Raw genomic sequence first — 26732 nt, 5'->3', positions numbered from 1 at the left:
CTCGGCACCGGTTGCGGCGATCAGGCTCCGACCAGGGTCCGCGCCGGCATCACCGCCTGTACCACGAGGCCGCGGGCGCGCGCATCCATCACGCCGACCGCGCGCAACGCCAGCAGCGTGACGGTCTGCACCGCGTCGCGCAAGCGTCCCGGATCGTCGAGATTGTCGGGCGCCAATGGCCCGACCAGTGATTCATGCACCGCGCCGAGCAGCGCGGTCGCCGCCAACGCGGTATCCTGCGCCGGCAGATGCCCGGCGCGTACCGCCGCCTCGATCCGCAACTCGATCTCGCCGGCGATTTCGCGGCGGCTGGCCAGCCGCGAGGCGGTGACATCGACGTCGACCGGCTCGGCGAGAATCGCCCAGGCCAGCTTGCGATGCGACAGCACATGCACCGCGACGGTGGTGACCGCGGCGGCCAGCGCCGAGGATGGTCCTGGCGCGGCGTCGGCGGCACGGCGGATCGCCGCCAATTCGTCGCGCGAGACATCGGCGATCAATTCGGAAATCAGCTCGGCCTTGGACGGAAAGTAGCGATACACGGTGCCGGCAGCGACATTGGCGCGGCTCGCCACCGGCGCGATCTGCACCGCCGCCATCCCGCCTGCCGCCGCGGTCTCACGCGCCGCCGCCAGAATGGCGCTGCGGCGGGCGGCAAGGCGCTTCACAACTTGTTGGGTACGCCGGTAAACCATGGCTTGCGTCGCTCCCCGATCCAGTTCCCCACCCGAGGGTCAGGGAATCAGTCATTTTTTCAATGCCTTGGAACGAGCCGCGGGAAATTTTCCGAGGCCTCGCCCCAAATCGTTGAAAAAAGTGAACACCAGTTCAGAACGAGTTACAAGCTTGAAATGAATTGGATCTATCCGGCCGACCCCAGCGCCCGGGCAATCGCCGCGACCGCCATCCCGGCGATCACCGCGATGAAATCGTTGCGAAGAACGATCGAGACTGCGATCGCGGCGGCGATCGCGAACATCACGATCGGGCCGCCATTGACCGCTACCGGAAGGGCCGCGGCGACGATGATCGATCCCGGCAGCGCGTCGAGCATGCGGCGCACCCGCGGCGTGACGGTCACATAGCCCATCAGCCAATAGCCGGCGAGCCGTGAGAGCACGGTGACGGCGGTCATCACCGCGAAGGCGACCATCACGTCGCTGCGCAGAAACTCGCTCATCTGGCGTGGCCATGCGGCGGATCGTCCATCAACCCGGCGGAGATCGCGCCGCTGGCGGCGCCCGCAATGATGAACCACCAGCCCGGCGCCAGCCAATGCACGGTGAGCGCGACGACGCCCGAGACCGCCCAGGGGATCGCCCGCCGCGGGCCCTTCCAGGCCGGCACCAGCAATGCTGCGAAGAATGCGGGCATCACCAGATCGACGCCGTATTTCTTCGGGTCGGCCAATTGCTCGGCCAAAAGAAATCCGGGAATCGCCGAAACCAGCCACACCAGATACAGCACCACCGCGCCGCCAAGATAGAACCAGGCATTGGCGCCGCCATGATCGCGGTAACGCATCGCGACCAGCCAGCCGCCATCGGTGACCAGCAGCAGCGTCGGATAGGCCTGCCACGACGGCAGGCTGCCGAACCATGGCCGCAGCGTCGCGCCCATCAGCACGAAGCGGATGTTGACGGTGAGCGTCAGCAGCGCCAGCGCGGCGATCGAGGACGGCGTCAGCCGATCCGGCCAGGCCTGCACGGCGACGAATTGCGACAACCCGCCATAGACCGTGCCCATCATCACCTCGAGCTCGGCCAGGGTAAAATTCTTCTGCGCGCACAAGGCGCCGAACGCCATGCCGAAGGCAAACGTCCCCGGCAGTAGCGGGCCGACCGCGACCACGCCGGGCCAGATCGCATCGCGCGACCAATAGGCCGGCGCTTTCGGAATGTGTGTGGTCATGGTGCGGTCCGCATGGCGCGGATGCGTGCTTGCATTGCGCCGGCGCGTCAACCCATCTCGGCCGCATGGCCGCATGCGGGCGATTGTCGGCCCGAGACCGCGTCGCTACGGGACCAGAACGGCCGGCGGGATATTGGCGCTGATTTTAAGCCCGTGGGGGGCGCGGGTCTTGGCGCGCTGATCCTTGACGTAGCCGATCGCCACGCCCAGGCGCGCGACCGTCACCGCGATCTTGGCGTCGATGTCGCGGTCGCAATTCATATGGGTCGGCGCTATGAAGAAATCAGACGTCTCCCAGGTTTGGGCCCAGCGCAGATGCGGCGGCGCCTTGCGCAGGAAGGCGGCCCGCTCGCCGCACAGCGAGACCGTGTAGGTCTGCCCGCGCGCGGCGGGGGGATCGGTCCGCGCGAGGTAAGCCTCGAGTCCGTCGACGGCCTCCGGCATCATGGTGAACCAGTAGTCGGTGACGTAGTTGCGCGACGCGCCCTTCAAGCCGCCGACCAGCTGGTTGTAGTAGAGATATTCGTAGGGATGCAGCCGCGACAGCGTGACCGCGTTCCACGACAGGCCGACGGCAATCAGCCCCATCGTCAGGCCGCCCAGTGCAACATGCCGCCTGGCGATGGCCTTGGCGGCGAGGTCGAGACCGATACCGGCCAGCATGGCGAGCGGCGGCAAGACGTAAAGAAAATGCCGCAGACCGCAGAAGGCCGGACCGCGGACGACGATTTCGCACAGCACCGGGACCAAGGCAGCCACCGCCACGACGGCGGTGTCGCGTCGTACCCGGCCTGACACCCCCCGAGACAGGCGAGGCACAGCCATGGCGATCAGCGCCAGCGCGGCTCCCGCCAGCATCAGCAGCGGTGTCCTGATGGCAAGGTAGGCGGGGATGTACCAGCGCGGCACCGTCGCCATCAGATAGACTTGGCCGGCGAGAATGGTGCGGATCGGGTAGTGAAAATCCCCGAAGCTGAGCAATCCGCGCAACGGATTGAGCGGCGCCAGCGCCGACCAGGGCCAGGTCAGGATCATGATCGCATAGGCGATCAGCAGTGCCGGCACAAAGCCCGCCAATGAGCGAGCAAAATGACCGCCGAGTTCGCGCCATGGCCGCCCGGAGGGATCCGGCATGTTGAGCACCACGGCGACACCGATATAGCACACCAGCAGCAGCGCCAGCACCTTGATGCCGAGAGCGGCGCCGGTCAGCACGCCGAAACCGACGACGTGGCGCAGTTGCGGGCGCGGACAATCGCGGGCGGCGCGGATCAGGAAATACAGAGCGCCGGCCATCGCCGCGCCAAGCGGAATGTCCTTGGTGTGGTGAAACATCGCCCCATACCAGGAGCCGCAGACGGCCAGGGCCATACCCGCGAGCAGTCCCGCCCGCGGGCCGGCGATCATTCGCGCCGTGGCGATCGCCGCGCCGACACCGGCCACGCCGATCGTGGCGCTCATCAAATGCCGCAGGTCGAACAGATCAAGCGTCGAGACCTGATGCAGCAGCACCGCCGCGACGTCGAACAGGCCGCCATAGAGATAGAGATTGTCGAATTCGAACACCGAGCGATCGGAAAAACCGCTCTTGTAATAGGCGACGATCAACTCGCCGTAGCGCTGCTGGACCCATTCGTCATTAGTGATCGCGTAGTCGCGGAACGTCGCCAGCACCAGAATCGACAACAGTGCGAGCAGCACCAGCGATCCGAAATCATACGGATTGATCGCCGTCAGCCGGCGCCTGGTCCGCGCCCATTCCAACGCCATAGCGGATCGGACTCGCGGCAACCCGGCATTTTCGACCCGATCGCGGGCGAATGCGGTCACGGCTTAACCAAACACATCGAGGCACGCGTCGAGAACTGCAAATTCCATCGTCCCGTTAACGGTCCCAGCATACCCCATCCCAGAGTCCGCGAGGCTCTACGGCAACGGAACCGAATTGGCAATATGCAACGCAGCGCGGCGCGAATTGCCGGTCGGGGTGCACCACACAACAAAAACGCGGCGTCGCCGCCGCGTTTGTCGTTTTCGATGGCCGATGCGGTCGCTGGCTTACGCCTGCGGCTGCGGCTCCAGCCCGGCGTCGGGGCGTGGGCGCGGCTTGCCGGCGGGCGGCACCGCAGAGGTCCGCGGGCCGGCGGGCTCAAGCACCGATTCGCGTTTCGGCTTCTTGCCATTCAGAAGGTCGGTGATCTCGTCGCCGCTCAGGGTTTCGAATTCGAGCAGTCCCTTGGCCAGCGCCTCGAGATCGGCGCGCTTCTCGGTGAGGATCCTGGTGGCTTCGTTGTAGCCCTCCTCGACCAGCCGCTTGATCTCGGCGTCGATCTTCTGGACCGTCGCCTCGGACGCATTCTGGGTCCGCGACACCGACATACCGAGGAACACCTCATCCTGGTTCTCGCCATAGGACACCGTGCCGAGTTCTTCCGACAGGCCCCAGCGGGTGACCATCATTCGCGCCAGGCGGGTGGCCTGCTCGATGTCGGAGGAGGCGCCCGATGTCACCTTCTGGCGGCCGAAGATCAGCTCTTCGGCGACCCGGCCGCCCATCATGATGGCCAGCCGCGAGGTCATCTGCTCCAGCGACATCGACAGCTTGTCGCGTTCCGGCAGCTGCATCACCATGCCCAGCGCACGACCGCGCGGGATGATGGTGGCCTTGTGGATCGGATCGGTGGCGATGACGTTGAGGCCGACGATGGCGTGACCGCCCTCGTGATAGGCCGTCAGCATCTTCTCTTCTTCGGTCATGACCAGCGATTTGCGCTCGGCGCCCATCATCACCTTGTCCTTGGCCTCTTCGAATTCGGCCTGGGTCACCATCCGCTTGTTGCGGCGGGCGGCGGTCAGGGCGGCCTCGTTGACCAGGTTCATCAAGTCGGCGCCGGAGAAGCCCGGGGTGCCGCGCGCGATCACCTTGAGGTTGATATCCGGCGCCAGCGGCACCTTGCGGACATGGACCTTGAGGATCTGCTCGCGACCGACGACGTCGGGATTCGGCACCACGACCTGACGGTCGAACCGGCCGGGACGCAGCAAGGCGGGATCGAGCACGTCGGGACGGTTGGTCGCGGCGATCAGGATCACGCCTTCATTGGCTTCGAAGCCGTCCATCTCGACCAGCAACTGGTTGAGGGTCTGCTCGCGCTCGTCATTGCCGCCGCCGAGACCGGCGCCGCGATGACGACCGACCGCGTCGATTTCGTCGATGAAGATGATGCAGGGCGCGTTCTTCTTAGCCTGCTCGAACATGTCACGGACGCGGGAGGCGCCGACGCCGACGAACATTTCGACGAAGTCGGAACCCGAGATGGTGAAGAAAGGCACATTGGCTTCGCCGGCGACCGCACGCGCGATCAGCGTCTTACCGGTGCCGGGAGGGCCGACTAGCAGCACGCCGCGCGGAATCCGCCCGCCCAGCCTTTGATACTTGCCGGGGTCGCGGAGGAATTCGACGATCTCCTGCAGGTCCTGCTTGGCCTCGTCGACGCCGGCGACATCCTCGAAGGTGACGCGGCCATGGGCCTCGGTCAGCATCTTGGCGCGCGACTTGCCAAAGCCCATCGCCTTGCCGGCTCCGCCCTGCATCTGTCGCGACAGAAAGATCCAGACGCCGATCAGCGCGATGAATGGCAGCCAGGAGACCAGCAACGAGACGAACCACGGCACGTTGTCGCCAGGCGGCTTGGCGGTGATCGAGACCTTGCCGTTATAGAGGCGCGAGACCAGCGTCGGATCGTTCGGCGCGTAGGTCTGGAAGCTCGAGCCATTGGTGAAGGTGCCGCGAATCTCCGGACCCTGGATCACAACGTCGCGAACCTTGTTCTGATCGACCTCGGTCAAAAGCTGCGAGAACGAGATGTCCTGCGCGGCGGTGCGCTGGCTCGGGTTCTGGAACAGCGTGAATAGCGCCAGCAGCAGCAAGACAATAATGACCCAGAGGGCGAAATTGCGCAGATTGGCGTTCATCGGTATTCCTTCTTTGGCCGCGCGGATCGCGGCCTGGTGCCCTTGGGTGCGCCTCAAGGATAACCTTGGGCTGGCTTAAGTCCAATCTAGGTGCGCCCAGGCCCGCTGCCAAGGGAACCACCGAGGACTATTTAACGTACTATATTGCGCTTCCCGCTGAAATAGTGGCAATCGCGGGCAGCTTCGGCCTCCGTGGTTAAGCGGGCCGCTCAATCGCGCCGCCGCCGTGGCGGAGCCGGTTCGATGCGCAGACGTTCGGCTGTCAGCGTCACCAACGCACCGGCGAGGGTCTGTTTCAACCGGATTCGGCCCTTTGTCCGGCTTACCGGCCCGGTTTCCGCTCCGGCTTGCTCCAGCGCCGCCGCCAGCGCTTCGACCTTACCCAATTCGGCCTGTCCTTCATGGCCGATTTTGTTCACTGCGCGCAGCAGCAATCGAACCCGGATTTCGGCCGCCAGACCGGCAAACGCCCTGGCGTCAAATCCCGGCTTTGCGTCGCCATGCCCCTGCAGCGCCAGATAACGCTCGGCGCCGTCGGTGAGAAGCTCCAGCGCCGCGTTGGCGCGGGCGAATCGCGCCGCCAGCCGCGCCAGATTGCGCGAATCGCAGCCCTCGTCGGCCAGCAGCGGCATCAGGCCGCGCAGCCGCGGCCGGGTGAAGCGCGGGTCGGCATTGCTGGGATCGGTGACGAAGGCGATTTTCGCCCGATCCAGTGTGGCGACAAGTCGCGCCTTGGGCACCTCAAGCAGCGGCCGCGCCAGCATCAAGCCGTCGCGCGGCGCCTGCCGCGGCATGGCGGCCAGGCCGGCGATGCCGCTGCCGCGCGACAACCGCATCAACAGCGTCTCGGCCTGATCATCCCGCGTGTGGGCCGTCATCATGTGGGTTGCGCCATGGGCGCGCGCCGCCTTCGCCAGCAGCCGGTAGCGCGCCTCGCGGGCCGCGGCCGGCAGTCCGGTGGCCGGCTTGACGTCGCGCCAGCGCAGCGTGCGGTGCGGCAGTTCGAGCGCGCGCGCCAATCGTTTGACCTGCCGCGCCTCGCCGGCCGCTTCCCCCCGCAAGCCGTGATCGATGGTGACGGCGATGAGCTGCGGGCCACGACGGAGCGACTTGCGCCAGCGCGCCGCCAGCCACATCAACGCCAGCGAATCGGGACCGCCCGAAACCGCCAGCACGATCGCCGGCACGGCCTTCCAATCGGCGAACAGCTGCTTGGCCTCACGAACCGAAATCGGCGAACCGTCGTTGTCAGCCATAGCGGCTCCCCGCAGCGAAGGCCGCAGCCTAGAGCAGGTCCCGGCGGATTGCTGCAAGATCGTCAATCCGGCGGCGCCCGCTGGGCACGCCACCGTTGACGTCAGTGCCGCGTCAGGCCGCGGCAGAGCGCATCAGCATTTGACGCGCTTTTGCTCGCGATCGACCGCCCGTTTCACCCCTTTGGAGGCGTGCGGATATTTGCGCCCGACCTCGCCGAAGGCGGCGCAGGCGGCCTCTTTTTCCTTCAGCGCCGCGAGCGACTGGCCGAGCCGCAGCAGCGCATCCGGCGCCTTGGTGGAGGTGTCGTATTTAGTGGTCACCGCGAGAAATGATTCGGCGGCGTCGCGATACATCTGACGCTGGAAAAAGCTTTCGCCGAGCCAATATTGCGAATCGGCGGTGAGCGGATCGCTGGGATATTTCTTGATGAAATTGCGCATCGTCTCTTCGGCCAGCGCGTAGTCCTTGCGCTGCATATAGCCGATACCGAGATCGAATTCGTCACGTGGGCTCTGCGACGGCGGCGCGGTGGTGAGCGCCCCGGGACCTGGCTTGCGCACCGGCGCGGACGGCGCGCCATAAGCCGGCGAGGCGGTATTGGACAGGTCGAGCGGCTGGCCGGGATCGCGCCCGCCCGCAGTGCCGGGGATCGGCAGCTGCCCGCCACCGAGCGGACGCGGCACGCCCGGCGCGGTCGGATTCTGACTGGGATCGAACGCATCACCACGGCGGCCCGTCGAGGCCGGCGGCGCCTGCTCCTGCACCATCGGCGCCTGCACCGGTTGCTGACCATAGACCGGCGGCAGCGCCTGCTGCGGCTGCCCGACCGGCGCCGCGGCGACGCCCGGCTGAGCGCCCGCCGGCGGCGTCGCGCCCGGCGCGTTGCCTTGCAGCAGCTTCAGCTGCTCTTCGAGCCGGCGGTTGCGATATTGCAGTTCCTCGTTCTGGCCGGTGAGCTCGCGCAACTGGCTTTCGAGCTGCTGCACCCTGAGCTCCGGATCCATCTCGCCGTCGGATTGGGCCAGTGCGGGAGCGACGAATGCGAGCATCGCAACCACCGCAAACGCGCGCGCAAGGACTGGGAAGCTTGGAGACATTGGAAAGCTTGAAGACATGGTGACCCGGTGTTTGAGAGTTGCCCGACGAAGAGAGCCATCCAAATTTTAGAAGTCGTTGGCGCGGAAATCGCGCATTCGCGCCAGCTCACCATAGGTGATTGATAGCTGGACTACGCCAAAAATGTGACTGGAGCAAAGCCCAAAACAAAACCGGCGCCCGCGGGCGCCGGTTAATTTCAATGATCAATTTCAATGATCGTTGGGGGCTCAGGCGCCGGCGTTCAGAACCGTGACGGCGCGGCGATTTTGCGACCAGCAGGAGATATCGTTGCACACCGCCACCGGCCGTTCCTTGCCGTAGGAAATCGTCCGCATCCGCGACGGGTCGATCCCCCGCGAGGCCAGGAAGGTGCGGACCGATTGCGCCCGACGCGCGCCGAGCGCGATGTTGTATTCGCGGGTCCCGCGCTCGTCCGCATGGCCTTCGATGGTGAAGGAGTAGCGGTTGTAGCTGCGCAGCCACTGCGCCTGTTTCTCAAGCGTGGCGATCGCCTGCGGCGACAATTCGGTCTGGTCGCTCTCGAAGAACACCCGATCGCCCACATTGACCACGAAATCCTGCTGGCTTCCCGGCGTCGCCGCGCCGGCCAACGAGCCGTCGGCTCCAGCGCCGCCGAGCGGATTCTGGTTCGCGCAGGCCCCCATCGACAGCGCGACCGCGAGGACCGCAGCCAGCTTCAATCCCTGGAGGATTCGCATTTTCTGGTTCATTCGGGAGCCTCCAACGCTCGCGTTTTCTCTAACTGACTTTGGGTCTACAGCGGGTTGGTTAAGCGAACGTTCCGTCAACCTTGATGAGGTGTTGCCAGGCCCGATCAAATGCCCCCAGCCGGCGAAAAGCAATCGTAATGGTTAATGAATTGGAAATGTGGCGTGACGGTGAATTTGACATCCGCAGCATCAGATGACGCCGCGATGAGAAACGGCCAGCACCCGACGCAAAGGCGGGATCAGCGGTCGGAGGCACCGCTTTTGGCGGTCATGTGCCAGCCAGCCCTGCCCCTCGCCAGTTCAGTTGGCTGTCACAATCATGATGCGATTAAGATGCGATCAAATTGGCCCCGGCCGGCAAGTCGGCCCGATGCAGCGTCGACCGCGACCGGTCACCGGCTCTTTCGAACAGCATCCGACGCTCGAAATCGGTCGAGCGCAGAAAGGGATAGCGGGCAAACACCTTGGCGTGGGATGCCGGGAAATCGATCGCCATCAGGCTGATTGGCTTGAGCAGCCCCGGATAGTTCCGGGGCGGGCAAACCGCATGCATGAAGACCCTGCGATAGAAGGCCTGATGTTCGGCGCGCACCGAGGCAAGGCCGAGCTGCGCCTGAAAATATTCGCAGGCAACGTAGGCCAGGCGCAATGTCAAATAGGGCAATTCCGGCAGTCGGCTGAGCCGCGACGGGTCGGCGACAAAGCGGGTCGGATCGACGATGACCTGACCCTTGGCAAGTTCAGGTTCGAGCAGATCGGAAAACACGTCCATCGACGGGCAGACCGAATCTTCCGGTGACGCCACGGTGATGCGCAGCGAGCTGGTCAGCACGTCCTCGAAAAAGATCCCGAAGATCCAGGAATTTGGCATGTCGTCATAGCGATCGGTGACGATACCGCTGCGATTGGGCGAGACTGCGCCTTCTTTCAAATAGGCACGATAGCGCAACCGGTAGATCGCCTCTCTCTCTGCGTCGGTTTCGGCGCGCCGATAGACGACCTTGGCGAGAAGCTCTGAAGTGCGGGTCGAAGGTCCACTGATGTTTTCTGCTTTTGACGCGGCACTCATTCGTCCACTCCAACCGACGCACCAAACTCCGTCGGCAAGGTTAATCACTTCTTATGGCGTTGCAAAGACATCGATGCATTAGGGTTAACCAAGCGTTAACCAAACTGGCGCGCGGCCTCGCCGTTGGCGGATCTGTGGCATGGAGCTTGGAGGGAACCGATCGATACGCCCGCTGAACGTGACGGCGCGTCGAGCTTATGGGACAGACAAAACGCTGGTCCGCGTTGGTTAGCCGATCACGCGGGCCAGGCTTCTGGTTGCGTCATTGCCGTTGCGGTCGCCATGCGACGCCGCCAGCAATTGACGCACCCGCGCCGCAGGAACCGGCCGGCTGAACAGAAAGCCCTGCGCCTCGGTCACGGTGCCATCGGCGCTGATCAGGTCGAGCTGTTCGTTGGTCTCGATGCCCTCGACCACGACCGCCATTCCGAGATCGGCGCTGAGGCGCGCCACGCCGCGCAGCAGGGTCAATGGGCGCACGGTGTCGATGCCCTCGAGGAAAGAGCGATCAATTTTCACTTTCTGCATCGGAAAGTTGTGCAGATAGCTCAGGCTGGAATAGCCGGTGCCGAAATCATCGAGCACGATCCGCACACCCTCGGCGTGCAGCTGCGCCAACGCGTCATGGGTCCATTGGGTATTGCGCAGCAGTGACGATTCGGTGATCTCGATTTCGAGCCGGGCCGCCGGTAGACCGGACACCTCGAGCGCGTAGCGGACTTCGTTGAGGACGTCGCGTTGGTGGAATTGCTGCGAGGAAAAATTGACCGCGACGCTGACCTGCTCCGGCCACGTCTTGCATTCCATACAGGCCCTGCGCAGGATCCAGCGGCCGAGGTCGACGATCAGGCCCATCTCCTCGGCGACCGGGATGATGTCGACCGGCGAAACCGTGCCGCGCACCGGATGGTTCCAGCGCAACAGCGCCTCGCAGGTCGAGATCCTGCCGGTCTTGAGATTGACCAGCGGTTGATAATAAAGCTCGAATTCCTCGTTCGCCAGCGCGCGGCGCAGATCGAGCTCGAGGATCCGGCGCGCCTCGACGGTCTGGGCCATCTCGTCGCGAAAGAAGCAGAAATTGCCGCGGCCGTCGGCCTTGGCGCGATACAGCGCCATGTCGGCGTTCTTCAACAGGACGTCGGCCTTGATCGCCGGTGCGGTCATCGCAATCCCGATGCTGGCGCCGATCTCGACCACATGATGGTCGATCACATAGCGCTCGCTCAATCGGTCGACGATCCGGCGCGCCAGCGCCGCAGCCTCGTCGTCGGAGCCGATATTTTGCTGAAACACCACGAATTCGTCGCCGCCGAAACGGGCGACGGCATCCTCCGGCCGCAGCATGTTGCGCAGCCGATCGGCCACGGCGCACAGCAGTCGATCGCCACACGGATGGCCGAGCGTATCGTTGACCTGCTTGAACTGATCGAGATCGATGAACAGCAGCGCCGACAGCCGGGCGTCGTCTTGGCCGCGCGACGCCACCAACAACCGTTCGATCTCGTCGCGGAAATTGACCCGGTTAGGCAGCGCCGTCAATTCGTCGTAACGCGCCAAATGGATGATCCTGGCCTCGGCATCGCGCCGTTCGGTGATGTCTTCCACCAGAACCACGCTGCCGCCACCCGGCATCGGCTGAAAGGTCCATAGAAAGGCTTGAGCATTGATGGATTCGGAATCAACGGTGATGATCTCGCCGGCCAGCGCGTTTTCGATCTCCGCGATAATCATCCTGCCGCTGGAGGGCAAGATCGACCCGGCGGCAACGCATGCGGTCACGATCTCGGAAGCGCTGCCGCTGCGATGCATCAGATCGCGCGACAGTTTCATCATCTGGGCGAAGCGCTGGTTCATCACCGCCAAGCGGGTGTCGGTCCCGCTGAACATGCACAGACCGTGCGGCATGTTGTTGAGCGCGGTATCGAACTGGTTGGCCAGCGCCGCCTCGCGCTCCTTGGCAATCCACGCGTTAAGATAGATGCGCTGCAGACTGAAGGTGAGTTGTCGGATCGCACCGAAGAACACGATGCTCAGGATTGCCAGCGCGAAATGATAGGCCCCGCCGACGAGCATCAGCCCGGCGATCAGCGGGCCGCATGCCAGCAAGACCTGCAGGTGGAAGATTCGCGGCCGGCCGAAGGTTCGTCCAACCCCCGCCGACGTATAGGCCACCACCGTCGTCGCGCAGAGCATGTGGGCCGCCGTATCGTCGGTGCGAAACAGCACCGTGAGACTCCAGATGCCGAGCGCTATTCCATAGACGATCGCTCCAAGCCGGTAGCGCTTCTCCCAGATATCCGCCTCGGCGGCGGTCAAGGGAGAATTTCGGCACTTGTAGCGATACATCTGCAGGGCGCGGGCGACGCCGACCACGACGAACAGCGGCACGCATAGCCAAATCAGCAGGTCGCCGGTGCCATAGCCGATCACGGTGCCGGCAATCGCCGGACCGAACGCGCCCAAAACCATGGGCAAAGGATTCATGAACAGCGAATCCACCAAGCCAGCATAAATGGACGGCGACATTTGCCGATCCGGATCGTCGCTCGGGGGAGCCAGCTGCATCGATCGCGCACACATCCATTGCCAAGATGCTGGTTTTAACCGATGGAGATGAAATCTTTCTGAGTGAATATCGTTACCAAGTTCTTTTTCGGCCGCGGGCAAAAGCTTTTTCACTCATGATAACAGCTAACTAGGCAAGGTTTGCCGAGCGGCTCCCGCTCAGGTTGACGACAGGATTCGTTTCGCCTTTTCTCGATTTCGTTAATCCTACGACAGCAGCGGGGACCACGCCGGGTCGGAAGCAAATCCCGGCGTCGGCACCCGCAATTCGTTACGTCCCGAAATATCCACCGTGAACAGCGACGGACCGCTATTGCCGCCGGGATCGCGGAAGAACATCAGCACCCGGCCGTTCGGCGCGAAGGTCGGGCCTTCATTGTGGAAACCGGAGGTCAAAAGCCGCTCACCGGAACCGTCGGGCTTCATGATGCCGATCGAGAACTGGCCGCCGCCCTGCTTGGTGAAGGCGATGTAATCGCCACGCGGCGACCACACCGGGGTGGAGTAACTGCCTTCGCCGAACGAGATCCGCTGCGCCGGGCCGCCGGTGGCGGCCATCACATAGATCTGCGGCTTGCCGCCACGGTCGGATTCGAAGCAGATCCGACCGCCATCCGGTGCGTAGGACGGCGAGGTGTCGATCGCCGGCGCATCGGTCAGCCGCGTGGTGGATTTGGAACGCAGATCCATCACGAACAAGTTGGAATTGCCGCCCTGCTGCAAGCTCATGATGACCCGCTGGCCATCCGGCGAAAACCGTGGCGAAAACGACATGCCGGGAAAATTTCCCACGATCTCGCGCTGTCCGGTCTCGATGTTGAACAGATAGACCCGCGGATCGCCCTGACCGAACTCCATATAGGTGATCTCTTGCGTGGACGGCGAAAACCGCGGCGTCAAAACCAGGTCGGTGCCGCGTGTCAGGTAGCGCACATTGGCGCCGTCCTGATCCATCAGCGCCAGCCGCTTGATGCGCCGCTCCGCCGGGCCGCTTTCGTCGATGAATACCACGCGGCTATCGAAATAGCCCTTCTCGCCGGTCAGCCGCTCGTAGATCTGATCGGAAATGATATGGGCGATGCGGCGCCAATATTCCGGCGAGGTGAAATATTGCTGGCCGGTGAGCTGCTGACCGGTGGCAACGTCCCACAGCCGGAATTCCGCCTTCAGCCGGCCGTCGCCCTGGCGGGTCATCCGGCCGGTCACCAACGCCTGGGCGTTGATGCTCTTCCAGCTGGCGAATTGTGGCGGGGTGTCGATATTGGTGATCTTCTCGATATAGGCGGCCTGGTCGATCGGCGCGAACAGCCCGCTGCGCTTGAGATTATTGGTGATGACCTGGGCGACGCCGACGCCGACCTCGGCATCCGCCGGGGTGCCGGCGACGAAATTCGGAATCGCGATCGGCAGCGGGGCGACGTTGCCCTCGGTGATCTGCACGCGGGCCTGACCGAAGGCGTCACGCAGCGGCATCGCCAGCAGCGCGCCGGTCGTGGCCATCCCGGAAATGATCTGTCGGCGGTTCAATCGAAACGGCATGTCAGGCAATCCATTGGGTCGGTGATTGTTGCAAATTCCTTGGCGGCGACGATCGCACTCACCTCCGCGCGGTCAAGACCTTCGATCGGTGAAGACCGGGGCGAAGTATTTCCATTCCTCAAAGAACGCCGGCGGCAGATTGTAGGGCTGGCATTCGATGATCGCACGTAGCGCGCTCTCCTGATAGACGCGCAGGTAAGGCGTCGCCGGATGGCCGTCGGGCTGCGGCATGCCTTCCAGCGTGCCGTCGCGTTTCAGCCGGATCACAAACGCGGCCTCGGCCCTCTGCGCTTCGATCCCCCCATAGGGCTTCTTCCAACAGCGTTCGACCTGCGACTGAAACAGCGCGCCCCAGGTCGCCGAATTGTCGGCGGCCTTGCCCTTGGCCAGACCGAGCGCCGCGTTGGAGTTCAGCGTCTCGCCGGCGACCGCATGCCGGCTCGGATCGCGCTTGTCGAGCAGGGCGGCGATTTTCGATTCGTCAAAGGTGCGCTCGGTCTTCGGCTTGGTCGGTGCCGGCTTGGCAGCAGCCTGCGGCCTCGGCTTCGGCGGCGGCGGCGGCTTTTTCTCTTCCTTCTTCAAGGCTTCGGCGATGGCATCGACCTTCGGCTCAGGTTTTTTCTCGACTGGCTTCGGCTCTTCCTTCGGCTTTTCCTCGACCACCTTCTTCGGCGGATCGGGTTTTTTCTCGACCGGCTTTTCCTCGGGCTTCGGCTTCGGCGCCGGCGGCGGCGTCGTCTCGGTCACCACCGGGGCCTTTTCGGTGATCTTGCCGACAGCCTCCTCCGGCGGAGGCTCGGCCTCGGCGACCTTCTCCACCAGCGGCTTGGGATTTTCCTTCTTGCCGGACTTGGTGCCGGCCATCACCTTGGCCAGTTGATCCTCCGAAATCGTATCCACCGCGACCGCATCCTGCGGCGGCAGCTCGAACGCCCTGGACGAGAACGACAACAAGCCCCAGCCGATCACGAGCACATGCAGCGCAACCGACGCAACGAGGGTCTTGTCGATCTTATCGAGCTTCACGTTCAGGATTCCTGCTCCGTTCCAGTTGCCGGCGTCGCGCCAGTCATCCGCATCAAGTTCCCTGTTCGGGAACGATGACGATATTGGCCTTGAAGCCGGCGGTCCGAATGGTGCCCAGCAGCTTCATCATATCGGTATAGCAAACGTCCTTGTCGCCCCGAAGATAGACCACGCTGTCGGCGTCGGTTCGAGTCTCGCGCACGGCCTTGATCTTGGCCTCCAATTCGGACGCCGGGATCAAGGTGTCGCCCAAGTACAATTCCACTTGCGAATTGCAGCTGCCGCCGGTGCGCTTCACCGACAGCGTCAGCGGCGGGGCGTTCGACGCCAGCGAGGTGCCGCCGCGCGCCACCGGCAAATCGATATCGATCGTCGACGTCATCAGCGGCGCCGCGACCATGAAGATGATCAGCAGCACCAACATCACGTCAACCATCGGGGTGACGTTGATCTCGGCCATCACCGGGGCGCGACGCCGTCCGCGTCGACCTCCGCCGCCTGATGCTCCTGCCGAATTCATCCCCATGGTGTGGTGCTCACGCTGCGCTTGTCATATTGGTTCGTCATGCGCGCTCGTCGATCTGGCGCGACAGGATGGCCGAGAATTCATCGGCGAAACCTTCAAGCCGCTGCGCCTGCCGGTTCACCTCGGATGTGAACTTGTTATAGAAAATAGTCGCCGGAATTGCGGCGATCAGGCCGATCGCGGTGGCGAACAGGGCCTCGGCGATGCCCGGCGCGACCACTGCGAGCGACGTATTCTTGGAGGCGGCGATCGACTGGAAGCTCGACATGATGCCCCAGACCGTGCCGAACAGGCCGACAAACGGACCGGCCGAGCCCACGGTGGCAAGCACCAGCAACCGGCGTTCCAACCGCTCGACTTCGCGGGCGATCGAGACGTTCATCACCTTTTCGATGCGCATCTGCAGGCCGGCGAACGACCGCGCCTGGCTTTCGAACGAGCGTTTCCATTCCCGCATCGCCGCGACGAAACACGCCGCCATCGACTGCGTCGGCTTGGCGGACAGCGCGCGATACAATTCGTCGATCGATTCGCCCGACCAGAACGCTTGCTCGAAACGATCCATCGCGCGCTTGGTACGCGCGTAGAGGAACATCTTGTCGATCGCGATCGCCCAGACCCAGACCGAGCAGCCCAGCAATCCGAGCATGACCGTTTTGACGATCCAATGCGCCTGCAGGAATAGCGCGATCAGCGAGACGTCGCTGGATGCCAGCGGCAATGCTGACTGAGCCACCTCGGCTGGATTCATCGTCAATATCCTCTCAACGCAATGGTCTAGCTATGCGGCGGGTCGCGGCCGATCCGACCACGCGCCGCTTCTGGCGACGAAGCGCCGACACCTAATTCTGAGTCTGTCGCATGGGATGGCCCGTCCGAAGCCGGGCCCTCCATCCCCTGCCAACGTGTCAAAACGAGGGCTATCGGCGCATCCTTGCGCCCCTAACCAATCGCTAATCTTGGTTAAGGTAGGGTTACCAAGCTGGATTTCGCCTTGAGAATGTGGGTGTTCTGAACCCCTTACAACGCAAACCGCCCGCCTGGTGGACAGGCGGGCGGTGACAATCTTGCTGTTGGAGTGGCTCAGCCCTGGGGCTGATCGTTCGGCGGGGTGGTCGGCCGCGGCCGCTGCTGCGCCATGAAGGCGTCGAATTCTTCCTTGTCCTTGGCGTGGCGCAGCCGATCGAGGAATTCCTTGAACTGGACCTGCTCTTCCTCGAGCCGGCGCAGCGTCTCGACGCGATACTCGTCGAAGGCGCGGTTGCCGCTGGAGGGCGGGCCGAAGCCGAAGCCGCTGCGCTCCATGCGGCCCTTCATGCGCTCCATCTTGTGCTGCATCCGCTCCATCTTGTTGGCGAAGCGATCGCCATTATCCCAACAACCCATTTTCCTGCTCCCTAGCGTGAAGAAGAGAAGTGCCAGACCGATCGGCCACCAGATGATGAAACCCAAAACGGTCATGACGATCCATCCGGGATGCCACGGTGACCGCAGCATCGGCTGCGGATAGCGGCGCTCCTCGGCAGCGCTCCAACGATTGAAACCCGCGGTGTCGGCCATCAGCCTCTCCTACCACCATCACCGGCACCATCGCCGTGTGAATGTAAATAACATTCACATACGTAAACCATCCCGGCCGGTTGTCAAGTTGAGGAACAAGGACGACGTGAAAAAGCGGAATCGGTGCGCTCAAATATAATTGAGTGAACCTATTTGGGGACCGCGCCCCAAGGGCCGGAAGGCTTTGATTCGGCGGGCTTTTCCGACGCTGCCGGGGGCTCGCCCGAAAACCCGAGGCCGCGCAGATAGATCAGCACGCCGGCTTCCAGCAGGTCCTCTGGCGGCATCGGCAGCTTGCGCCGCGCCGCGTCGCCGCGGCTGAACAGCGACGCCACACCATGCGCCATCGACCAGATATGCAGCGCCATCATCAGCGCCGGCGGCCGCGCCACGCCGGGCGGCGTCAAGGCGGCGAGCCGCTCGGCGGCGGCGCGAATCACCCCGAAGGCGCGCTCGGACGCCGCCATCAGCATCGGGTTGAGATCGACCGGCAGGCCGGATTCGAACATCGCCGAATAATAGGCCGGCTCGCTGCGGGCGAATGCCAGATAGGCCTTGCCGACCCGCTCGAAGGCGGTGACGGTGTCGGGGCGGCCGTCGTCCCAGGCCGCGGTCAGCTCCATCTCGAACTTCTCGAAGCCGCGCTGGGCGATGCTGGACAGAAGATCGTCGCGGTCGCGGAAATGCCGATACGGCGCCGCCGGGCTGACCCCGGCCGTCCGCGCGGCGTCCGCAAAGGTGAAGCCGCCCGGCCCCTTCTCTGCGATCAGCCCGAGCGCCGCCTGCAGCAGCGCCTCTTTCAGATTGCCGTGATGATAGCCGCGCTCGGCGCGGCGGGTTTCCTTGCGCCAGCTCATGTGAATGGCTTTTACATGAGGGCCGCGCAAAGGTCACGAACATTGGCCGCGTGGCTGGCCCGCCGAGGACGCTTATCCCCGCCTGCCGTTGCCGCCCTGCTTGGCGGCGACACCGGAATCATGGGCAAATTTCTTGCGGCAAAGTGACGGCAAACCCGCGGCGAAAAACGGCCGCGCGAATCTTGCGGCGAATTCGGGGCAGCGCGGGTCCGAGGGCTTCAGCGGCGCGCCGCCTGCATCGCCTCGAAGCCGTCCAGCACCTCGCGCATGTCGGCGGGGAAGTCGTCCATCTCCTGGACCTGGCGGACCTCGATGATCTCGTTCGCCCCGGCCGGGCAGCGCTTGGCCCAGGCGATCGCCTCGTCGCGCGAGGCCACGTCGATCATCCAGTAGCCGCCCAAGACTTCCTTGGCCTCGGCGAACGGGCCGTCGGTGACCAGCGGCTTGCCGGTGGCGAAGCTCACCCGCGCGCCGGCCGATGGCGGGTGCAGCCCATCGCAGGTGATCAGCACGCCGGCATCGTGCAGCGCCTTGTTGTATTCCATCATCGCGGCGACCGCGTCGGACTCCGGCATGGTGCCGGGCGCCGCGGTCTCATAACCCTTCGGGATCATCAGCATCATGAAGCGCATGGTCACTCTCCGTTGCAGCCCGTGGTATCGCCCGGCTCCGTCGATATGACGGGCGGCACCGCGCCGATCCGACATGCGCGACGGAAATTTATGACGCCTCGGAAGCGGCCGGCTCCTCCGGGAACAGATGAAAATACGGCTGCGCCTCTTCGAGCACCCGCGCAAAGGACGGCCGCGCCATCAGGCGATCGAGATAGGCTGCGAGTTTCGGATGGGTGGCGCGGAACGGCAGCACCTTGTCGGCATAGAACAGCGCCGGCGCCGCAGCGCAATCGGCCAGGCTGAACGCCTCGCCGATGCCCCAACCGCCATCGCTTGTCTCGGCTTCGAACATGTCGAGCGCCGTCCGCATCTGCGTCCGCGCCTCACCGACACCATGGGCGTCCCGGCTCACAGGCGGCCGCAGCCGATCGCCGGTGATCTTCTGCATCGGCAGATGAACGTAGAGATCGAGGCTGCGGTCGCGCAGCCTGGTGCGCAGCGCCGGATCGGTCTCGGTGGGGATCAGCGGTACGCGACCCGGATAATGCGTTGCCAGATATTCGATGATAATACTGGATTCCGGCAGCACGACATCGCGGGCGTCGTCGCGCAGCACGGGGAATTTGCCGATCGGCCACAACGCGCGCAGCGCCGCGCGTTCAGTCGGATTGCCGAGATCGACCAATATCGGTGTGAACGGCGTATCGGTCTCGTACAACGCGATCAGCACCTTCCAACAGAACGACGACAGCGGGTGATAATAGAGCTGCAACGACATCGACGATCTCCTATCGGCGAGCCCCGATCATTGTCGATATTGCTTCGTTCCCGCAAGCACAACGTCGTCGGTCCGGAATGCGCCGCAAGCCTTGGGCGGCGTTCATCGACGAGCTACGCGTCGCGCCTCTGGGCAGACCAAGGCTGCAACGCAAACGACCATCGGCCACCGCGCCTTGCAGGGGCGCTGACAGCAGCGTTGCGATGCGACGCCAGACCACGCGTCGTTGGCATGCGGTGAATTTCGCGCGTCCGCGTGAGGCATTGCGACGACGCGATATCGCCGTTGCTGCATCGCGTCGTCGCATTGCATTGCGGTACGTCCGGGCGCCGCGATTCGCGCGCACGCCAACCACTTGCAACTAAGCCGCAATCCGTCGTCGCATTGTATTTTTCGCCCGAATGATGCAAGATTGCGAGGTGGGACTTGCGCTGTTCGGATCCGCGTCGCGCGCGATCCGGCGCAATCATCAGCTGATTGATCGGGGACGAAACGATCAGACCAGCGACCAGGGCGCGCCGGAATCGGACAGATCCGGTCCATTGCGAATTTCGAGGAGAATCGAATGAAGGATGCCACCAAACAGGTTGCCTCCACCAAACAGCTCGCCTCGCAGGCGATGGCGCATATGTTGGCGTTGGCGGCAATGCTGGTGATCGCCGGGCTGGTCTTCTATGTGCGATGACCGCGAAGCGGCGATGATCAACCCGCTTCGCGAAGGGCCGCAATCATGACTTCTTTCAAAATCCAAGAAAATTTCAAAATCCAACAAAATTAAAATCCAACCGAACATTTGCCGATCAATTAGACTTCCTCGTTGCGAGCTGAGAGCCTGACCCAAAGCGATCACAAACGAGGCCTTCGAGGCCGTCATTGCGAGGAGCTGTTGCGACGAAGCAATCCAGTCCTCGCTTGGCGCCCCTGGATTGCTTCGCGCTCGGACGGCGCACTGCGCCGTCCTCGACTCGCAATGACGAAATCCAGCGCGATGTGACTGGCTTCTTTCGGTCGGACTTTAACTCTAAAACTCTCAGGCTGGCGCGCAGCGCCGACCGATCGCGAAACCATCCAGCGACGAAAGGCAAGGATTGCTTCGCCGCAACAGCGCACTCGGCAGACTAGCTGTTGGTTTCGACCGTCGGATCGGCGGAAATTTTTTCGTAGGTCTCGGCTTCGCCGCGGACTTCCTGTTCGGCCTTCAACCAGAATTCCTCGTCGCGGCCTTCCGGGCGGCCGCTCATTTCCCATATCTCGCGGGCACGGTGCGCGATCCGCTGTTGCATTGCATCGTCCATCGAATGTCTCCCATGATCCCGCAATTCATATCGCGGGATCATGTAATCCTGATGTCAGTGACTCGTTCCGCGCGGCGTCGGCCGCACCGCCACGCCGGTTCGGTTGCGCGCCGGTTTGTGTTACCGAACGCATCCGGCAAGCCACATCAATGTGATTCACCACAGGACGCAGCATGACCTCCTCCCCCGACAAAGTCGCATTGGTGACCGGAGCCGCGCGCGGCATCGGCTTCGCCGTGGCCAGGCGTTTTCTCGGCGAAGGCTGGCGGGTGGCGCTGCTCGACAATGATGACGTGGGTCTGCGCACGGCGATCGCCGATCTGGCGCAGCCGGAACGCACGATGGCACTGCATTGCGACGTCGCCGAGGTCGGCGCGGACGCCAGCGAGATCGGGGCGATCGCCGAGCGTTTTGGCCGGCTCGACGCGCTGGTCAACAATGCCGGCGTGGCGGTGTTCAAGCCGCTGATGGAAACCAGCCATGCCGAATGGCAACGGGTGATGGACGTCAATCTGACCGGCCCATTCAAGCTGATCCAGGCCGCGGTGCCGCTGATGCGCGATAGCGGCGGCGGCGCCATCGTCAACATCACCTCGATCTCGTCGCTGCGGGCCTCGACGCTGCGGGTGGCCTATGGCTCCAGCAAGGCCGGGCTCGGGCATCTGACCAAGCAATGCGCGGTGGAACTGGCTTCGCTCGGCATCCGCGTCAATGGCATAGCCCCCGGCCCGGTCGATACCGCGATGGCCAAGGCGGTGCATTCCGACGAGATCCGCGCCGATTATCGCGACGCCATTCCGCTGGCGCGCTATGGGCTCGAGGACGAATTGGCCGACGCGGTGTATTTTTTGTGCAGCGACCAGGCCAGCTACATCACCGGCCAGATCCTCGCCGTCGATGGCGGCTTCGACGCCGCCGGCATCGGCCTGCCGACGCTGCGCGGGCAACGCCGCAACGGATAGTTCGGGGGCTGCGGATCACCCTCCCCTGGAGGGGGAGGGTCGCTCGCGCAGCGAGCGGGGTGGGGTGGCGAAGATGTCATCCGCCGTGCGTGCGGCTCACCCCACCCCGGCTTGCACCGCGCTTCGCGCGCTCCAAGCCGACCCTCCCCCTCCAGGGGAGGGTGAAGAGCTGCGATGTAATCGCCGGCGAAAATCCATAGGCGATTGCCCTCCCCGCAAGGGTTGACCATCCAGGGAAAGCCGAAGCGGTCGACCCATATGTCGATCGTGCCCCGGATGCTGCGCAGCGAGCCGCTCTGGCGGCGTGGTGCGCTGCTGATCCGGGGGCCCGGTGGAGGCGCCGTTCAACCGGGGTCCCGGTTCTGCGGAGCAGCGCTGCGCGCTGCGCCGCGCCCGGGACACGGTGGCCGGGGATGGCGCTCAATCCTCCAGCGGGCTGTTGACCATCCAGGGGATGCCGAAGCGGTCGACGCACATGCCGAAGGCTTTGGAATAGAAGGTCGGCCCGAGCGGCATGGTGACGCTGCCGCCTTCGGCCAGGGCCTTGAAGCGGCGCTCGGCGTCGGCCGGGTTCGGCACCAGCAGCGACACCGCAAAGCCCTGCGGCGGATGATAACGGCCGGGAGGGGCGTCGCCGCCCATCAGCACCTCGCCGTCGATCGTCAGCCGCGCATGCATGATCTTGGCCTTCTGGTCCGCCGCCACGGTGACGTCGGCCGGCGCGTCGGCCCAGGTCAGCATATCCTCGATGTGGGCGCCCAGCACCATCTGGTAGAATTTGAACGCGGCCTGGCAATTGCCGTTGAAGAACAGATAGGGATTAACCTGCATCGATGGCTCCGTGGGTTGTCGACCGGCTATCTTTCGGCGATCGCCTTCAGCCTCGCAAGCCCGCCGGCGAAATCATCGCCGATCATCCGGTCCATATCGAGGAACACCTGCATCACCTTCGACAGCAGCGGCGTCGGACCGTGCATCGACCAGGTCACCTCGGTGGCGTCGCCTTGCGGGCGCAGCGTGAATTCGCAGATGTTGTGGCTCTCGAACGGGGCGATGAAATCCAGCTTGAGCACGATCCTGGTCGGCGTGCTGTCGATGATCTCCATCCGGCCGGACCCGACATATTTATTGCCGGACCATTGATAGATCGCGCCCTTGCCGCTTGGGGCGCCGGAATAAGTGCGGGTCATCGCCAGATCCTTGGTCTCATAGGGCGACCAGCCGCGCCAGCGGTGCAGATCGTTGATCAGCGGCAGGATCTCGGCCGGCGGCGCGTTGATGGTGATTTTTCGCTCGACGCGAAATTTGTCCGGCTTGCTGAGCGCCAGCCCGAGCACGATGGCAATCGCCAGCGCGAACAAGGCGACAAGGAAGGAAATGGTTTTCAGCATGCTGCGGCTCCGTGACGATGGCGAAGGTGATCCTTCCACATCTCCAGGGTCATCGCAGTTGAACCTTCGGGCAGTCGTGGGGCAGATCGAGATGGATGGCAGCAGGCCGGCTGCGGTCGCGGCGGCCAACGGGCTAGTGGCCCCCGCCTGCCCGCGGGAAAGCGCCAGGCGCCGACGCGTCATGGCGACGTCTGACGGTCGGGCGCGGCCGCACTGTCGCCGATCAGGCGATCCAGATGCATCCGGATATGGGCAGCCTCGGCGCTGCTATGGGCCAGCGCGATGGCGCGGTCGAAGGCGATGCGGGCGTCGTCGCGGCGGCCGAGCTGCATCAGCAGCGCGCCGCGCACGCCGAAGAAGTGGAAATAATTCGCAAGCCGCGGCTCCAGCGGCGCGATCATCTGTAGCGCGGCTTCGGCGCCGCGCAGTTTCGCCACCGCCACCGCGCGGTTCAGCGTGATCACCGGCGACGGCTGCAGGATTTCCAGCGAACCGTATAGCAGCTCGATCTGCGCCCAGTCGGTCGCCTCCGGCGTTGCGGCGCGCGCGTGAAGCGCGGCGATCGCCGCCTGGATCTGATAGGCGCCGGGACGCCGGTGCCGCATCGCCTTGTCGATCAGTGCCAGCCCCTCGGCGATCAAGGACTGATTCCACCGCGCGCGATCCTGATCGTCGAGCAGCACGATGGCGCCGTTGGCGTCGAAGCGCGCCGCCGCGCGGGCGTGCTGCAGCAGCATCAGGGCGGTCAGCCCCATGATCTCCGGCTCGGCGGGAAACAGCCGCAACAGCAGCCGGGCGAGGCGAATCGCCTCCTCGCACAGCGGCGCGCGATCCTCGGCGCGGTCGCCGGAGGCGGAATAGCCCTCGTTGAAGATCAGATAGATCATCGCCGCCACTGCGGCCAGCCGCTCGGCGCGTTCCGGCGCGGACGGAGTCTCGAACCGCGCGCCGGAGCCGGAGATCCGCGCCTTGGCGCGGGTGATGCGCTGCTCCATCGCGGCGCCGGACACCAGAAAGGCGCGGGCGATCTGTTGCACCGTGAGGCCGCAGACGATCCGCAGCGCCAGCGCGATCTGCTGCGTCGCCGGCAGCTCCGGATGGCAGCAGACGAACAACAGCCGCAGGATGTCGTCGCGGTAATGCGAGCCGTCGAGCCGCTCGGCGAGTTCGGCTTCGGCATCGTCGAGATCGGAGATCGCCTCGTCCGGCGGCAGCGGCGCCTGCTTGTTGCGGCGGCGGATGTCGTCGATCGCGACGTTGCGGCCGACCAGGATCAGCCATGCCGCCGGATCGCGCGGCGGGCCGTGCTGCGGCCAGGCTTTCAGCGCCCGCAGGCAGGCATTCTGATACGCCTCCTCGGCCGTATCCAGGTCGCGAAAGTACCGCAGCAGCGCGCCGATCGCCTGGGGCCGCGCCGCGGTCAGCGCGGCTTCGATCCAGGCCAGATCGGTCATGATACGGCGCCGCCGGGCATGAACACGCCGATCGGGCGGATCTCGTAAGCACCGCCCGGATTGGCGCGGCCGAGGCCGCGCGCGACCTCGAGCGCGGCGTCGAGATCGGCGCAGTCGACCACATAGAAGCCGAGCAGTTGCTCCTTGGTTTCGGCGAACGGGCCGTCGAGCACCAAAGGCGGATCGCTGTCCTTGCGCAAGGTGGTGGCCGCGGTGGTCGGCAGCAGCCGCGCCACCGGCCCGAGCCGGCCGGCCGCGGCGAGCTTGCCATGCACGACTGCGAGCTTCTCCATCACCGCGGCGTCCTCCTCGCGGCTCCAGGAGCCGACGAAGTCCTCGTCGTGGTAGCAAAGAATGGCATAGAGCATGAGGTTCGGTTCTCCCTGTGTGCAAGACGAACGGGTCGGCGTCATCCCGACAGGATAGCGGAAAAATCGTCAGCGCGAGGAGCGGATCATCCGTGCCGACCCGGCCGCCGGCGCGGGCTCATCCGATCGCCGCGGCGCGGCTCGAGCAGTTCTGTTTTTGATGGAATCAGGACTGGGCTTGGGAGCGCTCACAACTGGCACTGCCTCATGGTGAGGAGGCGCGAAGCGCCGTCTCGAACCATGCGCCGCAGACCATCCGGCTCCTCATCCTTCGAGACGCCCGGCTTCGCGCTACGCGCTACGCCGGGCTCCTCAGGATGAGGACTCAGTCCCCTTGGGAACGACCAAATCCGCTTCTATCAATCGATGAAGCGCTCTAAGCCGCCAGCAGCCGCGTCTTCAACTCCGCCAGCGCGCGGCTGAAGATCTTCGCATCGTCGCGGGCGCGCGCCAGCACCAGTGCGCCCTGGATCGTCAGCAGCGCGTCCTCGCTGCGCCGCCGCGCAATGGCGGCGCTGTGGCCGCAGCGACGCAGCGCCGCCACCAGCGCGTCATGCCATCGCGCAAAGTAACCATTCACCGCCTCGGCGAAGATGTCGCGGGCATGGCCGAGCGCGATCACCCCGACCAGGCAGACCCGGTGGCCGGAACGGAAATAGCCGTCGACGCCGCTCAGCATAGCGGCGATCGCGCGCCCGGCATCGGCATCGTCGCGCAGCGGCGCGTAGATCCGGGCCTCGAACCAGGCGTCGATCTCGGCCAGCACCTCGGCCGCCATCTGCTGCTTGCCGCCGGGAAAGCAGTGATACAGGCTGCCTTTGCCGAGCCCGGTCGCCTGCGAAATCAGCGCCAGCGAGGCGCCCTCATAGCCGTGGGCGCGAAACACCTCGCCGAGCAGCGGCAGCAATTTGGCGCGATCACTCATGACATCTCTCGAGTCTTGGCTCGTGTCTTGGCTCGTGGCGCCAGCGGTACGCCCCATCGGGCTGCGGCCGGCATTGCGGGGCGCGAGCCCCGCAGCGCGCGCGTGTTCGACGCGCTATGGGGCGAGCGAATCCACAATCTTGCGGCAAGGCGGAGTGCTGAGCGAGATTCCGGATTCGCTCGCCTGACGGCTCGCGCCCCGGAATGACGGCGTCCTCGGGGGCAAGGCCATCATCTCACACACTAATGCCTAGAACGGCTCGGCCGCGAGGCCCGCGACATCGGCCGGGCGCGGCCCGGCGGGCCAATGGAAGCGGCGATCGGCGGCCGTGATCGCGACATCGTTGATGCTGGCCTCGCGACGGCGCATCAGCCCGGCCTCGTCGAATTCCCATTGCTCGTTACCGTAGGAGCGAAACCAGTTACCGGCGCCGTCGTGCCATTCATATTGGAAGCGCACCGCGATGTGATTGTCGTCGAACGCCCACAGATCCTTGATCAGCCGGTAGTCGTGCTCCCGGGCCCATTTGCGGCTGAGGAATTCGACGATCGCCGGGCGGCCCTTGAGAAACTCCGAGCGATTGCGCCAGACACTGTCTTCCGTATAGGCCAGCGACACCCGCTGCGGATCGCGGGAATTCCAGGCGTCCTCGGCCATCCGCGCCTTTTGGGCGGCGGTCTGTCGGGTGAATGGCGGCAATGGCGGGCGCGACATGATGCGATCTCCGGCGTTTAACTACGCGGAGATTGTACCGATCGGTACAGAGAGTCAAGTTTGCAGTTGTCATCCCAGGGCGCGAGAGCGCTTCATCGATTGATAGAAGTGGATTTG

General features: G+C 64.5%; 26 protein-coding genes. 1 reads left to right on the top strand and 25 read right to left on the bottom strand.

Features of this window, described 5'->3' with window-relative positions:
• Positions 1-20: 20 nt before the first annotated feature.
• The 19 genes from RBJ75_RS25340 to RBJ75_RS25250 all read right to left on the bottom strand — a co-directional run bounded on the left by RBJ75_RS25340 (position 21) and on the right by RBJ75_RS25250 (position 20801).
• Complete coding sequence (locus tag RBJ75_RS25340; RefSeq protein WP_044417185.1) at positions 21-695, bottom strand: TetR/AcrR family transcriptional regulator; 675 nt, start codon at positions 693-695, stop codon at positions 21-23.
• A 167-nt stretch (positions 696-862) separates the two neighbouring features.
• Positions 863-1180, bottom strand: coding sequence for an AzlD family protein (locus RBJ75_RS25335; protein ID WP_044417187.1), 318 nt, complete (start codon positions 1178-1180; stop codon positions 863-865).
• The gene (locus RBJ75_RS25330) at positions 1177-1911 is read right to left on the bottom strand and encodes an AzlC family ABC transporter permease (protein WP_044417189.1); all 735 of its coding nucleotides are present in this window, start codon (positions 1909-1911) and stop codon (positions 1177-1179) included. The genes RBJ75_RS25335 and RBJ75_RS25330 overlap by 4 nt, the downstream gene beginning before the upstream one ends.
• A gap of 105 nt (positions 1912-2016) precedes the next feature.
• Positions 2017-3681, bottom strand: a complete 1665-nt coding sequence (locus RBJ75_RS25325) for an ArnT family glycosyltransferase (protein WP_044417188.1) — start codon at positions 3679-3681, stop codon at positions 2017-2019.
• Positions 3682-3969: 288 nt separating this feature from the next.
• Complete coding sequence (gene ftsH / locus RBJ75_RS25320) at positions 3970-5886, bottom strand: ATP-dependent zinc metalloprotease FtsH (RefSeq protein ID WP_276156571.1); 1917 nt, start codon at positions 5884-5886, stop codon at positions 3970-3972.
• A 209-nt stretch (positions 5887-6095) separates the two neighbouring features.
• Complete coding sequence (gene tilS / locus RBJ75_RS25315) at positions 6096-7142, bottom strand: tRNA lysidine(34) synthetase TilS (RefSeq protein WP_044409463.1); 1047 nt, start codon at positions 7140-7142, stop codon at positions 6096-6098.
• A 132-nt stretch (positions 7143-7274) separates the two neighbouring features.
• Positions 7275-8240: a tol-pal system protein YbgF gene (ybgF, locus tag RBJ75_RS25310; RefSeq protein WP_044409466.1), complete on the bottom strand. Its 966-nt coding sequence runs from the start codon at positions 8238-8240 to the stop codon at positions 7275-7277.
• Between the two features lie 228 nt (positions 8241-8468).
• Positions 8469-8972 (bottom strand): peptidoglycan-associated lipoprotein Pal, encoded by a 504-nt coding sequence (pal, locus tag RBJ75_RS25305; protein WP_044409469.1) that lies wholly within the window; start codon positions 8970-8972, stop codon positions 8469-8471.
• Between the two features lie 328 nt (positions 8973-9300).
• On the bottom strand, positions 9301-10041 hold the full coding sequence (locus RBJ75_RS25300; protein ID WP_044409472.1) for an N-acyl amino acid synthase FeeM domain-containing protein: 741 nt from the start codon (positions 10039-10041) through the stop codon (positions 9301-9303).
• Between the two features lie 228 nt (positions 10042-10269).
• Positions 10270-12606 carry a putative bifunctional diguanylate cyclase/phosphodiesterase gene (locus tag RBJ75_RS25295; protein WP_044409475.1) on the bottom strand — a complete coding sequence of 779 codons (2337 nt, stop codon included), beginning with the start codon at positions 12604-12606 and terminating at the stop codon, positions 10270-10272.
• 207 nt (positions 12607-12813) lie between these two features.
• Positions 12814-14145, bottom strand: a complete 1332-nt coding sequence (tolB, locus tag RBJ75_RS25290; RefSeq protein WP_044409477.1) for a Tol-Pal system beta propeller repeat protein TolB — start codon at positions 14143-14145, stop codon at positions 12814-12816.
• A gap of 72 nt (positions 14146-14217) precedes the next feature.
• Positions 14218-15171 carry a cell envelope integrity protein TolA gene (locus tag RBJ75_RS25285; protein ID WP_044409480.1) on the bottom strand — a complete coding sequence of 318 codons (954 nt, stop codon included), beginning with the start codon at positions 15169-15171 and terminating at the stop codon, positions 14218-14220.
• Positions 15172-15223: 52 nt separating this feature from the next.
• Positions 15224-15697: a biopolymer transporter ExbD gene (locus tag RBJ75_RS25280; RefSeq protein WP_044409483.1), complete on the bottom strand. Its 474-nt coding sequence runs from the start codon at positions 15695-15697 to the stop codon at positions 15224-15226.
• Positions 15698-15734: 37 nt separating this feature from the next.
• The gene (gene tolQ / locus RBJ75_RS25275; protein ID WP_044409486.1) at positions 15735-16448 is read right to left on the bottom strand and encodes a protein TolQ; all 714 of its coding nucleotides are present in this window, start codon (positions 16446-16448) and stop codon (positions 15735-15737) included.
• Between the two features lie 332 nt (positions 16449-16780).
• Complete coding sequence (locus tag RBJ75_RS25270) at positions 16781-17257, bottom strand: DUF2852 domain-containing protein (RefSeq protein ID WP_044409489.1); 477 nt, start codon at positions 17255-17257, stop codon at positions 16781-16783.
• 149 nt (positions 17258-17406) lie between these two features.
• Positions 17407-18114, bottom strand: a complete 708-nt coding sequence (locus RBJ75_RS25265; protein WP_044409492.1) for a TetR/AcrR family transcriptional regulator — start codon at positions 18112-18114, stop codon at positions 17407-17409.
• Between the two features lie 218 nt (positions 18115-18332).
• On the bottom strand, positions 18333-18746 hold the full coding sequence (locus RBJ75_RS25260) for a YciI family protein (RefSeq protein ID WP_044409494.1): 414 nt from the start codon (positions 18744-18746) through the stop codon (positions 18333-18335).
• An 88-nt stretch (positions 18747-18834) separates the two neighbouring features.
• Positions 18835-19506 carry a glutathione S-transferase family protein gene (locus tag RBJ75_RS25255; RefSeq protein ID WP_044409497.1) on the bottom strand — a complete coding sequence of 224 codons (672 nt, stop codon included), beginning with the start codon at positions 19504-19506 and terminating at the stop codon, positions 18835-18837.
• Between the two features lie 1118 nt (positions 19507-20624).
• Positions 20625-20801 (bottom strand): DUF2934 domain-containing protein, encoded by a 177-nt coding sequence (locus tag RBJ75_RS25250; RefSeq protein WP_080900844.1) that lies wholly within the window; start codon positions 20799-20801, stop codon positions 20625-20627.
• A gap of 173 nt (positions 20802-20974) precedes the next feature.
• Between RBJ75_RS25250 and RBJ75_RS25245 the strand changes: the two genes are divergently transcribed.
• Positions 20975-21763: an SDR family NAD(P)-dependent oxidoreductase gene (locus tag RBJ75_RS25245; RefSeq protein ID WP_044405488.1), complete on the top strand. Its 789-nt coding sequence runs from the start codon at positions 20975-20977 to the stop codon at positions 21761-21763.
• Between the two features lie 420 nt (positions 21764-22183).
• Here RBJ75_RS25245 and RBJ75_RS25240 read toward each other — a convergent pair whose 3' ends face one another.
• The 6 genes from RBJ75_RS25240 to RBJ75_RS25215 all read right to left on the bottom strand — a co-directional run bounded on the left by RBJ75_RS25240 (position 22184) and on the right by RBJ75_RS25215 (position 26615).
• Entirely contained in the window at positions 22184-22594 is a 411-nt protein-coding gene (locus RBJ75_RS25240; protein WP_044418655.1) for a VOC family protein, read from the bottom strand.
• A 26-nt stretch (positions 22595-22620) separates the two neighbouring features.
• Positions 22621-23154, bottom strand: coding sequence for an SRPBCC family protein (locus RBJ75_RS25235; protein WP_044418657.1), 534 nt, complete (start codon positions 23152-23154; stop codon positions 22621-22623).
• A 179-nt stretch (positions 23155-23333) separates the two neighbouring features.
• Positions 23334-24608 carry an RNA polymerase sigma factor gene (locus tag RBJ75_RS25230; protein WP_044418659.1) on the bottom strand — a complete coding sequence of 425 codons (1275 nt, stop codon included), beginning with the start codon at positions 24606-24608 and terminating at the stop codon, positions 23334-23336.
• Complete coding sequence (locus tag RBJ75_RS25225) at positions 24605-24976, bottom strand: YciI family protein (protein ID WP_044418661.1); 372 nt, start codon at positions 24974-24976, stop codon at positions 24605-24607. Before RBJ75_RS25225 ends, RBJ75_RS25230 begins: the two co-directional genes overlap by 4 nt.
• 376 nt (positions 24977-25352) lie before the next feature.
• Complete coding sequence (locus tag RBJ75_RS25220; protein ID WP_044418950.1) at positions 25353-25901, bottom strand: TetR/AcrR family transcriptional regulator; 549 nt, start codon at positions 25899-25901, stop codon at positions 25353-25355.
• 249 nt (positions 25902-26150) lie between these two features.
• Positions 26151-26615: a DUF1348 family protein gene (locus RBJ75_RS25215; protein WP_044418944.1), complete on the bottom strand. Its 465-nt coding sequence runs from the start codon at positions 26613-26615 to the stop codon at positions 26151-26153.
• Between the last annotated feature and the right edge of the window lie 117 nt (positions 26616-26732).

The sequence above is a fragment of the Rhodopseudomonas sp. BAL398 genome, assembly GCF_033001325.1.
In the GTDB taxonomy this organism is placed as follows: domain Bacteria; phylum Pseudomonadota; class Alphaproteobacteria; order Rhizobiales; family Xanthobacteraceae; genus JARJEH01.
The sequence above is the reverse complement of the archived record's forward strand: the minus strand, read 5'-3'. Positions and strand labels throughout refer to the sequence as shown.

Excerpts from the sequence above, each read along its gene's own strand:
- pal (WP_044409469.1), bottom strand. The coding sequence starts at position 8,972 with ATGAACCAGAAAATGCGAATCCTCCAGGGATTGAAGCTGGCTGCGGTC.
- tolB (WP_044409477.1), bottom strand. The coding sequence starts at position 14,145 with ATGCCGTTTCGATTGAACCGCCGACAGATCATTTCCGGGATGGCCACG.
- RBJ75_RS25280 (WP_044409483.1), bottom strand. The coding sequence starts at position 15,697 with ATGGGGATGAATTCGGCAGGAGCATCAGGCGGCGGAGGTCGACGCGGA.
- RBJ75_RS25215 (WP_044418944.1), bottom strand. The coding sequence starts at position 26,615 with ATGTCGCGCCCGCCATTGCCGCCATTCACCCGACAGACCGCCGCCCAA.
- tolQ (WP_044409486.1), bottom strand. The coding sequence starts at position 16,448 with ATGAATCCAGCCGAGGTGGCTCAGTCAGCATTGCCGCTGGCATCCAGC.
- RBJ75_RS25245 (WP_044405488.1), top strand. The coding sequence starts at position 20,975 with ATGACCTCCTCCCCCGACAAAGTCGCATTGGTGACCGGAGCCGCGCGC.
- RBJ75_RS25240 (WP_044418655.1), bottom strand. The coding sequence starts at position 22,594 with ATGCAGGTTAATCCCTATCTGTTCTTCAACGGCAATTGCCAGGCCGCG.
- ybgF (WP_044409466.1), bottom strand. The coding sequence starts at position 8,240 with ATGTCTCCAAGCTTCCCAGTCCTTGCGCGCGCGTTTGCGGTGGTTGCG.
- RBJ75_RS25220 (WP_044418950.1), bottom strand. The coding sequence starts at position 25,901 with ATGAGTGATCGCGCCAAATTGCTGCCGCTGCTCGGCGAGGTGTTTCGC.
- tilS (WP_044409463.1), bottom strand. The coding sequence starts at position 7,142 with ATGGCTGACAACGACGGTTCGCCGATTTCGGTTCGTGAGGCCAAGCAG.
- RBJ75_RS25270 (WP_044409489.1), bottom strand. The coding sequence starts at position 17,257 with ATGGCCGACACCGCGGGTTTCAATCGTTGGAGCGCTGCCGAGGAGCGC.
- RBJ75_RS25235 (WP_044418657.1), bottom strand. The coding sequence starts at position 23,154 with ATGCTGAAAACCATTTCCTTCCTTGTCGCCTTGTTCGCGCTGGCGATT.
- RBJ75_RS25295 (WP_044409475.1), bottom strand. The coding sequence starts at position 12,606 with ATGCAGCTGGCTCCCCCGAGCGACGATCCGGATCGGCAAATGTCGCCG.
- RBJ75_RS25225 (WP_044418661.1), bottom strand. The coding sequence starts at position 24,976 with ATGCTCTATGCCATTCTTTGCTACCACGACGAGGACTTCGTCGGCTCC.
- RBJ75_RS25335 (WP_044417187.1), bottom strand. The coding sequence starts at position 1,180 with ATGAGCGAGTTTCTGCGCAGCGACGTGATGGTCGCCTTCGCGGTGATG.
- RBJ75_RS25250 (WP_080900844.1), bottom strand. The coding sequence starts at position 20,801 with ATGGACGATGCAATGCAACAGCGGATCGCGCACCGTGCCCGCGAGATA.
- RBJ75_RS25325 (WP_044417188.1), bottom strand. The coding sequence starts at position 3,681 with ATGGCGTTGGAATGGGCGCGGACCAGGCGCCGGCTGACGGCGATCAAT.
- ftsH (WP_276156571.1), bottom strand. The coding sequence starts at position 5,886 with ATGAACGCCAATCTGCGCAATTTCGCCCTCTGGGTCATTATTGTCTTG.
- RBJ75_RS25230 (WP_044418659.1), bottom strand. The coding sequence starts at position 24,608 with ATGACCGATCTGGCCTGGATCGAAGCCGCGCTGACCGCGGCGCGGCCC.
- RBJ75_RS25330 (WP_044417189.1), bottom strand. The coding sequence starts at position 1,911 with ATGACCACACACATTCCGAAAGCGCCGGCCTATTGGTCGCGCGATGCG.
- RBJ75_RS25255 (WP_044409497.1), bottom strand. The coding sequence starts at position 19,506 with ATGTCGTTGCAGCTCTATTATCACCCGCTGTCGTCGTTCTGTTGGAAG.
- RBJ75_RS25300 (WP_044409472.1), bottom strand. The coding sequence starts at position 10,041 with ATGAGTGCCGCGTCAAAAGCAGAAAACATCAGTGGACCTTCGACCCGC.
- RBJ75_RS25340 (WP_044417185.1), bottom strand. The coding sequence starts at position 695 with ATGGTTTACCGGCGTACCCAACAAGTTGTGAAGCGCCTTGCCGCCCGC.
- RBJ75_RS25265 (WP_044409492.1), bottom strand. The coding sequence starts at position 18,114 with ATGAGCTGGCGCAAGGAAACCCGCCGCGCCGAGCGCGGCTATCATCAC.
- RBJ75_RS25260 (WP_044409494.1), bottom strand. The coding sequence starts at position 18,746 with ATGCGCTTCATGATGCTGATGATCCCGAAGGGTTATGAGACCGCGGCG.